Origin of the sequence: Paracoccus nototheniae, from assembly GCF_004335005.1 — a bacterium.
Classification (GTDB): Bacteria; Pseudomonadota; Alphaproteobacteria; order Rhodobacterales; family Rhodobacteraceae; genus Paracoccus; species Paracoccus nototheniae.
Window position 1 is genome coordinate 1 of record NZ_RQRT01000041.1, and the last position, 11,186, is coordinate 11,186.

9 protein-coding genes are annotated in these 11,186 nt (G+C 68.2%); 5 read left to right on the forward strand and 4 right to left on the reverse strand.

Going from position 1 to position 11,186, the window contains the following annotated elements; translation table 11 throughout:
* Positions 1 to 13 precede the first annotated feature (13 nt).
* From purH to EG885_RS14300, 3 genes are all read right to left on the reverse strand, one after another.
* The gene (gene purH, locus EG885_RS14295; RefSeq protein ID WP_131575759.1) at positions 14 to 1,600 is read right to left on the reverse strand and encodes a bifunctional phosphoribosylaminoimidazolecarboxamide formyltransferase/IMP cyclohydrolase; all 1,587 of its coding nucleotides are present in this window, start codon (positions 1,598 to 1,600) and stop codon (positions 14 to 16) included.
* A 115-nt stretch (positions 1,601 to 1,715) separates the two neighbouring features.
* Positions 1,716 to 1,886 (reverse strand): hypothetical protein, encoded by a 171-nt coding sequence (locus tag EG885_RS22765; protein WP_165571150.1) that lies wholly within the window; start codon positions 1,884 to 1,886, stop codon positions 1,716 to 1,718.
* Between the two features lie 96 nt (positions 1,887 to 1,982).
* Positions 1,983 to 3,254, reverse strand: a complete 1,272-nt coding sequence (locus EG885_RS14300) for an RsmB/NOP family class I SAM-dependent RNA methyltransferase (RefSeq protein ID WP_131575761.1) — start codon at positions 3,252 to 3,254, stop codon at positions 1,983 to 1,985.
* 70 nt (positions 3,255 to 3,324) lie between these two features.
* On the opposite strand from EG885_RS14300, the gene EG885_RS14305 reads away from it, so the two are divergent.
* The 5 genes from EG885_RS14305 (at position 3,325) to EG885_RS14325 (ending at position 9,603) form a co-directional block, all read left to right on the forward strand.
* Entirely contained in the window at positions 3,325 to 3,540 is a 216-nt protein-coding gene (locus tag EG885_RS14305; protein WP_131575763.1) for a DUF1674 domain-containing protein, read from the forward strand.
* A gap of 6 nt (positions 3,541 to 3,546) precedes the next feature.
* Entirely contained in the window at positions 3,547 to 4,878 is a 1,332-nt protein-coding gene (locus EG885_RS14310; RefSeq protein ID WP_131575823.1) for an amidase, read from the forward strand.
* Positions 4,879 to 4,974: 96 nt separating this feature from the next.
* Positions 4,975 to 6,177 carry an aminotransferase class I/II-fold pyridoxal phosphate-dependent enzyme gene (locus EG885_RS14315; protein WP_131575766.1) on the forward strand — a complete coding sequence of 401 codons (1,203 nt, stop codon included), beginning with the start codon at positions 4,975 to 4,977 and terminating at the stop codon, positions 6,175 to 6,177.
* 4 nt (positions 6,178 to 6,181) lie between these two features.
* Positions 6,182 to 8,782: a DNA translocase FtsK gene (locus EG885_RS14320; RefSeq protein ID WP_131575768.1), complete on the forward strand. Its 2,601-nt coding sequence runs from the start codon at positions 6,182 to 6,184 to the stop codon at positions 8,780 to 8,782.
* A gap of 11 nt (positions 8,783 to 8,793) precedes the next feature.
* Positions 8,794 to 9,603, forward strand: a complete 810-nt coding sequence (locus EG885_RS14325; RefSeq protein WP_131575772.1) for a DUF2268 domain-containing putative Zn-dependent protease — start codon at positions 8,794 to 8,796, stop codon at positions 9,601 to 9,603.
* A gap of 181 nt (positions 9,604 to 9,784) precedes the next feature.
* Here EG885_RS14325 and EG885_RS14330 read toward each other — a convergent pair whose 3' ends face one another.
* Positions 9,785 to 11,002, reverse strand: coding sequence for an alpha-hydroxy acid oxidase (locus tag EG885_RS14330; protein WP_242679671.1), 1,218 nt, complete (start codon positions 11,000 to 11,002; stop codon positions 9,785 to 9,787).
* Positions 11,003 to 11,186: the final 184 nt, after the last annotated feature.

Below are 11,186 nucleotides of genomic sequence, written 5' to 3' on the forward strand. Positions count from 1 at the left end.
CGGGGCGCGGCCATCAGTGGCGGAAATGGCGCTGGCCGGTCAGGACCATCGCCAGCCCAAGCCGGTTCGCCGCCGCGATCACCTCGTCATCGCGCATCGACCCGCCGGGCTGGATCACCGCGCGGGCGCCCGCTTCGGCCAGCGCCTCGATGCCATCGGCAAAGGGGAAGAACGCATCCGAGGCGACGGCGGACCCCACGGTCAGCGGCTGGTCCAGCCCCATGGCTTGGGCCATATCCTCGGATTTGCGGCGGCCGATGCGGGTGCTGTCCACGCGGCTCATCTGGCCTGCCCCGATGCCGACGGTGGCCAGATCACGGGCATAGACGATGGCGTTCGATTTGACATGCTTGGCGACCGTCCAGGCAAACAGCAGATCGGCCAGTTCCGCATCCGAGGGCTGGCGCTCGGTCACGATGCGCAGATCGGCGCGGGCCACATGGCCGTTGTCGCGGCCCTGGGCCAGAAAACCGCCCGCCACCTGCCGGAATGTCAGCCCGCCCGCACGGGGATCGGGCAGACCGCCCGTGGTCAGCAGGCGCAGGTTCTTCTTGGCGGCAAAGATGCGTTTGGCGTCGTCGTCGGCATCGGGCGCGATGACCACCTCGGTAAAGATCTTGACGATCTCCTCGGCGGTGGCGCCGTCCAGCGGCTGGTTCAGCGCGATGATGCCCCCAAAGGCCGAGGTCCGGTCGCAATCGAAGGCGCGCTTGTACGCCTCCAGCGGGGATGCGCCTTGCGCCACGCCGCAGGGGTTAGCATGCTTGATGATCGCGCAGGCGGGGCCTTGGGCCGGGTCGAATTCGGCCACCAGCTCGAACGCGGCATCGGTGTCGTTGATGTTGTTGTAGGACAGCTCCTTGCCCTGCCACTGGCGGGCGGTGGCCACGCCGGGGCGGCTGTCGCCGGTGACATAGAAGGCGGCCTGCTGATGCGGGTTCTCGCCATAGCGCAGCCCCTGTGCCAGCGTGCCGGCAAAGGCACGGCGGCGGGGCGAGCCCTCGCCGATCGCCTCGGCCATCCATGTGCTGACGGCGGCGTCATAGGCGGCGGTGCGGGCATAGGCGATCTGCGCCTGACGCTGGCGGAAGGGCAGGGTGGTGCCGTCATGCGCGTCCAGTTCTGCCAGCACCGCGTCGTAATCCTGCACATCCACGACCACGGTGACGAAGCCGTGGTTCTTGGCCGCCGCCCGGATCATCGCCGGGCCGCCGATATCGATATTCTCGATGCAGGTGTCGTAATCGGCGCCCTTGGCGACGGTCTCCTCGAACGGGTACAGGTTGACGACCAGCAGGTCGATCGCCTGAATGCCGTGATCCTGCATCGCCGCCAGATGATCGGCATTGTCGCGCAGCGCAAGCAGCCCGCCATGCACCGCCGGGTGCAGCGTCTTGACGCGACCGTCCATCATCTCGGGGAAACCGGTGACCTCGGCCACGTCGGTGACGGCCAGTCCCGCATCGCGCAGGGCCTTGGCGCTGCCGCCGGTGGACAGGATCTGCACCCCCCGCGCCGCCAGCGCAGAGGCAAAGCCGATCAGGCCGGTCTTGTCGGATACCGAGATCAGCGCGCGTTTCAGGGCGACGGGAGCGGTCATGAGGGCCTCGTGTCTGGTTCCCAGCCCGATTAGCGAACCGGGGGGCGAAGGTCCAGCGCCGGATGCCCGTCGGGGCGCGCCGGGGCCTGTCGGGCCGCCCCGGATGCCCTGCGGCTCAGCGCCCGCCGAACAGCTTGCGCAACAGACCGGCCGCGGCCACCAGCATCACCGCCGTGCCGATCCCGGATGCCAGCCCCCCGGCGCCGCGCGACACGGTCGTGGCGCTGCGGGTCTTCATCACGGCCTGCGCTACCTTCATGCCCATCGCGACATATGCCAGTTTCATCGTGCCATCCTTTTGTTCACAGGGTCGCACGGGAAAGCCTTGGCAAGGGCGGGCGGTTCCCCGCCCTCACGGCGTTTTCAGACGGCTGACGGGTTTTCAGACAGGCTTGCGCAGCCGCGCCAGATAGAACCCATCCATGCCGCCAAGACCCGGCCAGAAGTCCGGGCGCAGGCGCAGCCCGCCTTCCTCGGTGATCCAGTCCGGTTCGATGCCGGGCAGGGCGATGCCGGGCATGTCGGGGCGTTCGACGGCCAGACCGGGATGACGCTCCAGCGCCTCGGCCACCTGCACCTCGCCCTCGTCGGGGATCAGCGAACAGGTGGCATAGACCAGCCGCCCGCCCGGCCGCAGCAGGCTGAGCGCATGATCCAGCATCGCGGTTTGCAGCTCGATCAGTTCGGCGATGCCGTGGCCGTCACGGATGAAAGGCAGATCGGGATGGCGGCGGATGGTGCCCGTGGCGCTGCAGGGCGCATCCAGCAGAACCGCATCGAACAGCGTCGCGGGGCGCCAGTCCAGCACATCGGACGGGACCAGTTCGGCGGACAACCCGCAGCGCGTCAGGTTTTCCGTCACCCGGCGCAGGCGCTGCGGGCTGAGATCGACGGCGGTGACCCGAGCCCCGGCAGCGGCCAGTTGCAGCGTCTTGCCGCCCGGCGCGGCGCACAGATCGGCGATCACCTCGCCCGCCGCAGGGGCCAGCAGACGGACGGGCAGGGCGGCGGCGGCGTCCTGCACCCACCAGTCGCCCGCCTCGAACCCCGGCAGGGTGGACACCTGCGCAGGCCCCGACAGCCGCCATGATCCGGTCGGCAGCGCCTCGGCCCCCGGAACCGGGGTCGCGCCCGGCTTCAGCGTCAGATCCAGTGGCGCGCCCCGCTGATGCGCGGCCTCGATCGCGCGCATCACCGGATCGCCATAGGCATCGACCAGCGGGCCGCGCAGCCATTCGGGCAAGGGCTGGGGCGGCAGCGTGGCCCAGTCCGGGAACGCGGCGGCCTTGCGCAAGACCGCATTCACCATCCCCGCCGCCGCCTGACCGCGCGCGCCAAGGGTGCGGGTCAGATCGACGGCGGCGCCGACCACGCCATGGCCGGGGGCGCCCAGTTCCAGCATCTCGACCACCGCCAGACGCAGCACATCCGCGATCTGGGGGGCGGGCTTGCGGTTGACGAACGCCTCGATCACCTGATCGGCGCGGCCCTGATGGCGCAGCGTTTCCGCCGCCAGCCGGGCGGCACGGGCCTGATCGGCCACAGGCAGGGACCGCAGCGCGCCGGACTGGTCGCCAAGCGACCGCCCCTCGCGCACACCCTGGATCAGTTGCAAGGCGCCCTTGCGCGCCAAATCGCCACCCGGCTTTGCCAAAACGCTTTCCTTCGCCTAGATCTTGTTCAAGACTGACCGCGACCCATACGCCCATTTAAGGGATGTTTCCATGAGTGATGACACCGGCCCGAACGCCGCCCCGCAATCCACCGATCTGCCGCCCTCCGATCTGCCGCCTGCAGCCGCCCGCGCGCTGGCCGAGGCCGAGGCCCGCCGCAAGCGGCAGGCGGGTCAGATCCTGCCCGTCGAATATGGCGGGCGCGACGGCCCCGAGGCCGTGCGCTATGGCGATTGGGAAAAGAACGGTATCGCGGTGGATTTCTGAATGGCGATGGACTGGCTGAAAGCCACGGCCACGCAGCAGGGCCGCGCGATCATGGCGGGCGTGCTGGACCCGATCGACCAGACCGAGGCCTATCTGGCCGCCGCCAAGGCCCATCCCGACTGCGCCCGCATCTTTGCCCGGCTGACGCCTGAACGCGCCCGGTCCGAGGCCGTCGCCGCCCATGATCGCGCCAAGCAGGAACGCCGCCACAGCCTGCTGGACGGCGTCGCGATCAGCTGGAAGGACAATATCGACAGCGGCGGCACCGTGACCGAGGCCGGGTCCAAGCTGCTGGAGGGGCGGGTGCCGCGCAAGGATGCCAACATCCTGGCCCGTGCCGCCCGGCGGGGGACTGTCTGTCTGGGCAAGACGCATATGACCGAACTGGCCTTTTCCGGGCTGGGGCTGAACCCGGTGACGGCGACCCCGCCCAATGCGCTGGACCCCGATCTGGCGCCGGGGGGATCGTCGTCGGGGGCCGCCGTCTCGGTCGCGCTTGGGCTGGCGGCGGCGGCGATCGGCACGGATACCGGCGGCTCTGTCCGGGTGCCTGCGGCGTGGAACGGGCTGGTGGGGTTCAAGCCCAGCCATGATGCGCTGCCCGAAAAGGGCGTGGTGCCCCTGGCGCGCAAATTCGACATCGCCGGCCCACTGGCCCGCAGCGTCGAGGATTGCGCCCAGCTGTTCGCGATCATGGCCGATCAGCGCGCCCCTGATCTGGACGGCGCGACGGTGGACGGTCTGCGTCTGATGGTGCTGGACGGGCTGCCCTTTGACGGGGCCGAGGCCGGTCCCGTCAACGCCTTCGAGGATGCCGTGGATCGGCTGGCCCGGGCCGGGGCCGCCGTCACCCATGTCACGACCGACTGGCTGGACCGCGCCATGGCCCTGTCGCCGCAACTGTTCGCGCCCGAGGCCTATGGCATCTGGCGCGCGCAGATCGAGGATGCGCCCGAACTGATGTGGAAGCCGATCCTGGAACGGTTTCGCGGTGGCGCCGATGTCAGCGCCCCGGATTACGTCGCCGCATGGGAAAGCCTGATGCGGGTGCGCCGCAAATGGGTGAAAGAGGTCGTGGGCGGCTTTGACGCCGTGCTGGTGCCGACCGTGCCGATCATGCCCCCCAATGCGCAGCGCCTGATGGAGGACGAGGCCGAATTCGTCCGCGCCAACCTGCTGACCCTGCGCAACACCCGGATCGCCAATCTGCTGGGTCTGCCGTCCGTCACGCTGCCGACCGGGCATCCGGCCTGCGGGATCTCGCTGATGGGTCATGTGGGGCAGGACCGCCATCTGCTGCGCGTGGCCGCCGGGGCCGAGGCTGCGTTGGGGGTCTGACCCCGGGGCGGTTTGGTCTTTGCTGGACGCAAGGGCCGCTTCACGCTAAAGTTTCGCCCAAGGAACGGGGCGCAGACCCCGGAAAGCGAGGCAGAGATGGCATTCCCCGAGCGGTTCATGAACCTGCCGGACTACGCGTTTCCGCGCCTGCGGGCGCTGTTGGCAGATATCACGCCGGGGCTGGCCCCTGGTCAGACCCCGATGATTCTGACCATCGGAGAGCCTCGGCATCCGATGCCCGGTTTCGTGGCAGAGATCATGGCGGCCAGCATCGGTCAGCTGGCCAAATACCCCCCAAACGAGGGCGCGCCCGAATTGCTGTCCGCGATCGGCGGCTGGCTGGGCCGTCGCTATGATCTGGACGTGACGCCCGACCGGCTGATGGTGCTGAACGGCACCCGAGAGGGGCTGTTCAACGCCGCCCTTGCCCTGTGCCCCGAGGTCAAGAACGGCCAGCGCCCGGCAATCCTGATCCCCAATCCCTTCTATCAGGTCTATGCCGTCGCCGCCGCCGCTGTGCAGGCCGAGGCGGTCTTTGTCGCGGCCACGCCCGACACAGGCAACCTGCCCGATTACGCCTCTCTGGAACCGGCATTGCTGGACCGGGTGGCGCTGGCCTATCTGTGCTCTCCGGCCAATCCGCAGGGTGCGGTGGCGGACCGGACTTATCTGGAAACGCTGGTCACGCTGGCCGAGCGGCATGATTTCCTGATTCTGGCCGATGAATGCTATTCCGAGATCTGGCGCGACACGCCGCCCCCCGGCGCCTTGCAGGTTGCCACCGCGATGGGGCTGGCGGATCGGGTGGTGATGTTCAATTCGCTGTCCAAGCGGTCGAACCTGCCCGGCCTCCGGTCGGGCTTTGCAGCGGGCGGGGCGGCCCAGATCGCCCGGATGCGCCAGCTGCGCAATTATGCCGGTGCGCCTTTGCCCCTGCCCGTGCAGCGCGTCAGCGAGGCCGCATGGGGGGATGAGGCGCATGTGGCGGTCAGTCTGGCGCTGTATCAGGACAAATACCGCATCGCCGACCGGGTGCTGGGCGATATTTCCGGCTATCTGCCGTCTGAGGGCGGGTTCTTTCTGTGGCTGCCGGTCGCGGATGGCGAGGCGGCGGCGCGCAAGCTGTGGGCAGAGGCGGGCATTCAGGTGCTGCCCGGCGCCTATCTGTCGCGCGCGGTGGACGGCATGAACCCCGGTGCCGGGTTCATCCGGGTGGCGCTGGTGGCCGATGCCGCCCAGACCGAGGCCGCGCTGACGCGGTTGCGCGCGGTTCTTTATGACGACAGGGCGGAGGGGTAAGACCATGGCAAGCTGGCAGGCGAAACATCGCGATCCGCTGTTCGACCAATCGACCCAGGCCGCATTGGAGCGGCGCGGGAAAGAGGCTTTGGGTGCCGGGATGATCGTCCTTGGCATCCTTCTGGCGATGATGTTGGGCAGCTGGACGGCGGACGATCCCAGCTTTGGTTCGGCCACCGATGCGCCCGCGCAGAACATGCTGGGCGGGTTCGGGGCCATCGTCGCCTCGGCCCTGATCATGATCGCGGGCTTTGGCGCGTGGATGCTGGTCGTGGCCGCGTGGGTCTGGGGCCTGCGCCTGATGCTGCACAAGGGCGAAGAGCGGCTGATGCGCGGCATCTTCACGCCGATGGCGGTGGCGCTTGTGTCGGTCTATGCCAGCACGCTGGTTCCCGGTCCGGGCTGGCAGCAGAATTACGGGCTGGGCGGTCATTTCGGCGACATGGTCATGGGCGCGATGCTGAACCTGCTGCCGATGAAGGCGCAGCTGGGCATCCGCGTCGCTGCGCTGATCGTGGCGCTGGCCGTGGTCGCCGCCGGGGCCTTTGTGCTGGGTTTCGACCGGGCCGAGCTGACCGGGCTGTGGCGCCGGTTCCGCAGCGGGCTGTCCACCGCCGCACATGGCGCGATGCGCGCAGGTGCGGGCACGATGTCAGCGGCGCAGCGCATCCGCCAGCCGCGCGACACCGCAGATGCCCCGCAGGATGCATCCCGGGCGGCACCCACCACGGCCCGCCGCCGCCCCGCCCCGCCCCCCGCCTTCGAGCTGGAGGAAGAGCTGCCCGAACCCGAACTGATCGAACGCGATTCCGATTATGACGGCGACGGCCCCTCGGATGCCGAGGTGCGCGGCCGCATCAGCGATGCGATCCGGTCCAGCGCGGCGAAATCCTCGGTTCTGAAAGCCGTCGCTTCGCGGCTGGCGCAGGGGGGGGCTGTGCCCGCACCGATCCCCGAACCCGACGAGGAACCCGCCGATCCCCGTCCCTTCGGCGCCGAGACCCCGCGCCAGATCGTCGCGCCCGCGCGCCGTCCCGAACCCTCGCGTCTGGCGCGGGCCGAGGCCGAGCCGACCCTGCGCTTTGACGACGAGACGACCGGATACGAACGCCCGCCCTTGTCGCTGCTGTCGGCCCCGTCCGAGACCGATGTCGTGCCGGTGTCGCACGAGGCGCTGATGGAAAACGCCCGCATGCTGGAGGCGGTGCTGGACGATTACGGCGTCAAGGGCCAGATCACCGAGGTCCGCCCCGGACCGGTCGTGACGCTGTACGAACTGGAACCTGCGCCGGGGCTGAAGGCCAGCCGGGTGATCGGTCTGGCCGATGACATCGCGCGGTCGATGTCGGCTTTGTCGGCGCGCGTCAGCACCGTGCCGGGCCGCACCGTGATCGGGATCGAACTGCCCAATGCGCGCCGCGAAAAGGTGCTGCTGCGCGAGATCTTTGCCAGCCGGGCGTTCGGCGACGGCACGCATCCGCTGCCTCTGGCGCTTGGCAAGGATATCGGCGGCGATCCGGTCGTGGCGAACCTGGCCAAGATGCCCCACCTGCTGATCGCCGGGACCACCGGGTCAGGCAAGTCGGTGGCGATCAACACCATGATCCTGTCGCTGCTCTACAAGCTGACGCCGGATGAATGCCGGTTGATCATGATCGACCCCAAGATGCTGGAACTGTCGGTCTATGACGGCATCCCGCATCTGCTGTCCCCGGTCGTCACTGACCCCAAGAAGGCGGTCGTCGCGCTGAAATGGGTCGTGGGCGAGATGGAGGACCGCTATCGCAAGATGTCCAAGATGGGCGTGCGCAATATCGAAGGCTATAACGGCCGCGTCATCGAGGCTCTGCGCAAGGGCGAGATGTTCAAGCGCACCGTCCAGACCGGCTTTGACGAGGATACCGGCGACGCGATCTGGGAAACCGAGGAGTTCCAGCCCGAGACCTTCCCCTATATCGTCGTGGTCGTCGATGAGATGGCCGATCTGATGATGGTCGCGGGCAAGGAGATCGAGGCCTGCATCCAGCGTCTGGCGCAGATGGCGCGGGCCTCGGGCATCCATCTGATCATGGCGACGCAGCGGCCGTCGGTCGATGTGATCACCGGTACGATCAAGGCGAATTTTCCGACCCGGGTCAGCTTTCAGGTCACCTCGAAAATCGACAGCCGCACCATCCTGGGCGAACAGGGGGCCGAACAGCTGCTGGGTCAGGGCGACATGCTGTATATGGGCAATGGCGCGCGCATCACCCGCATCCACGGCCCCTTCGTCAGCGACGAAGAGGTCGAGGAGATCGTCAACCATCTGAAATCCTTTGGTCCGCCCAGCTATAAATCCGGCGTGGTCGAGGGGGTCGAGGATGACAAGGCTGACGATATCGACGCCGTTCTGGGTCTGGGCGGCGACGGCAGCGACGATGCGCTTTATGATCAGGCGGTCATGATCGTCGCCAAGGACCGCAAATGTTCGACAAGCTATATTCAGCGCAAGCTGGCCATCGGCTATAACAAGGCGGCGCGTCTGGTCGAGCAGATGGAGGAGCAGGGCGTGGTCACCCCCGCCAACCATGTCGGCAAGCGCGAGGTTCTGGTTCCCGAGGTCTGAGGGCGCGCATCATGACGATCTGGCACATCCATTTCCTGAACGCGCGCAACGACCTGACCGGGGTCATGGCCGAGATCCGGGCCATCGCGCGACAGACGGTCGGAATGGTCGAGGCGCGTCATGATCTGGCCCGGCTGGATCTGCCGCGGTTCGACCTGCTGGTGCGGGCGGTGCCGGGGATCGATCCCGATTGTGGCATTCAGGGCCAGACCCCCGCCCCCGGCGTGATCGAGCTGCATCTGGACCCCGCGCGCGTCACGGCGGATGCGCTGTGCCGGACCTTGCTGCGCCAGATGCATCACCTGATCCGCCAGGACGGGCCGGGCCGATCCATGGGCGGATCCTTGGGCGAAGCGCTGGTGGCCGAAGGGCTGGCGGGCCATTTCGTTCAGCAGATGCTGGGCGGGGCGCCCGATCTGCGCGATCAGACCCGCCCCGGCGCCGGATCGCTGCGGCAGGCCGCGAACCTGTGGGCGCGGCGCGATGCCAGTTTCGATGAATGGTTTCTGGGGCGCGGCAAGATCCGCAAGGGGACTGGCTATGGCATCGGCTACCGGCTGGTGTCCGAGCATCTGGACCAGAACGTCGAAGAGGACGCCCTGACACTTGCCCAAACCCCTGCCGACAGCTTTCGCCCGGCGATGCGGCGGCTGCTGGCGATCGAAGGGATCGAGCTGCCGGAGGATGAGACTGAGACTGAGACTGGGGCGGGAGTTGAGCCGCCGGTCGAGGCTGCCGACAAGGCAGAGATTGCGTCCCGCGACGCCGGGGGGCCAGCCCCCCGGACCCCCGGGGATATTTCAGGACCAATGCAGGGGTGAGGCCATAATGGCCCGGGGTCGAAGCGGCGCAGAGGACGGTCGGGCCTTTCTGATGAAGGCGGGCGTCTGAAAGGTCTGAGGCTGTTTCCCTGAGGATGGCCGGGCGGACCCGGGACATTCCCGACGCCCTTAGAGCATCGGGAGCCGTGGCAGGGCGGATGCCCTGAAAGGGGTCTGGCGCTTAGATCACGGGATCGGTGGCAGCGGACGGTCGGGCCTGCCAAGGGGATGACAGGCCCAGCATCGCCATGTCGCGGTCGATTTCCGCCGCCAGCAGGCGCATCGCGTGCAGGACGCCTGCTTCGCCGTCGGTGGCGGCGGCAAACAGGAACGGCCGGCCCACGAAGACGAAATCGGCCCCCAGCATGATCGCCTTGATCACGTCGGTGCCGCGACGGATGCCGCCGTCGATCATGACGGTCATCTGCGGTACCGCCGCACGGATGGCGGGCAGCGCCGCCAGCGCCGACAAAGCGCCATCCAGCTGACGTCCGCCATGATTGGAGACGATGATCCCATCGCATCCGTGATCCTGCGCCGAAAGCGCGTCCCCGGGGTGCAGAACGCCCTTCAGCACCAGCTTGCCCGCCCAGTTGTCCCGGATAAAGGCCAGATGCGCCCAGTCAAGCCGGTCCCGCGCCACGGTGGATCGGGTCAGATGCCGCGAGAACAGGGGCGGTCCGCGCTTTCCCTCCATGTTTTCGAAATGGGGCATGCCGCGGGTGGCGATTTCCCGAGCGAGGGTGCCGATGGTCCAGCGGGGATGGGTCGCGCCCTGCCACAGCAGTTGCGGCGTGATGCTGAACGGCGCGTCGAACCCGTTGCGGATGTTGTTTTCGCGATTGCCCGCCACGGGCACGTCGCCGGTGATCACCAGATGATCGAACCCCGCCGCCGCGACCCGGTTCAGAAGCGCGGTGATCCGCGCCTTGTCGCCGGGCACATAGGCCTGAAACCAGGTGCTGCCCCCCTGGGCCGCGACCCGTTCCAGCGGGGTCAGGGACGCCGCGGAACAGATGGAAAAGCTGCCCGCCGCCGTCGCGCCGCGGGCAAGTGCCACATCGCCGTCAAAGGCGGCAAGCGCGCTGAACCCCATTGGCGCGATCCCGAAGGGTAACGCTACAGGGCGGCCGAACAGCTGCGATTTCAGGCTGCGCGCCGACACATCGCGCAGGATGCGGGGCACCAGAGGGACCGCTTTGAAATCGTCCTGGTTGGCTTGCAGGCTGGCGTTGGTTTCGACCCCTCCGGCAATATAGCCGTGGATGAACCGGGGCAGGCGCCGACGGGCGCGCCGCTCGCAATCCTCCAGCGACAGGACGCCGCGAAGATGGCGCGGCATGACCGGGCGCTGCCGCTGCACGATGGCGGGATTGTCGTCGTCTATCAGGTGATGCATCCGCAAGCCTCATGCGTGTGCATCACCCCTGAATGGCGCGGCTGCGCGATCGGGACCATGATTTCCCCCCTGAGGGCGAAGGTCGGATTGCCCCCGCATCGATGACGACGATATCGCCCGGTCCGGCGATGTCCAGTGCGGGATGCAGTATCGATGCGTCGCCGGGCCGGGCCGGGGGGCTGCG

Excerpts from the sequence above, each read along its gene's own strand:
- purH (WP_131575759.1), bottom strand. The coding sequence starts at position 1,600 with ATGACCGCTCCCGTCGCCCTGAAACGCGCGCTGATCTCGGTATCCGAC.
- EG885_RS22765 (WP_165571150.1), bottom strand. The coding sequence starts at position 1,886 with ATGAAACTGGCATATGTCGCGATGGGCATGAAGGTAGCGCAGGCCGTG.
- EG885_RS14305 (WP_131575763.1), top strand. The coding sequence starts at position 3,325 with ATGAGTGATGACACCGGCCCGAACGCCGCCCCGCAATCCACCGATCTG.
- EG885_RS14310 (WP_131575823.1), top strand. The coding sequence starts at position 3,547 with ATGGACTGGCTGAAAGCCACGGCCACGCAGCAGGGCCGCGCGATCATG.
- EG885_RS14315 (WP_131575766.1), top strand. The coding sequence starts at position 4,975 with ATGGCATTCCCCGAGCGGTTCATGAACCTGCCGGACTACGCGTTTCCG.
- EG885_RS14320 (WP_131575768.1), top strand. The coding sequence starts at position 6,182 with ATGGCAAGCTGGCAGGCGAAACATCGCGATCCGCTGTTCGACCAATCG.
- EG885_RS14325 (WP_131575772.1), top strand. The coding sequence starts at position 8,794 with ATGACGATCTGGCACATCCATTTCCTGAACGCGCGCAACGACCTGACC.
- EG885_RS14330 (WP_242679671.1), bottom strand. The coding sequence starts at position 11,002 with ATGCATCACCTGATAGACGACGACAATCCCGCCATCGTGCAGCGGCAG.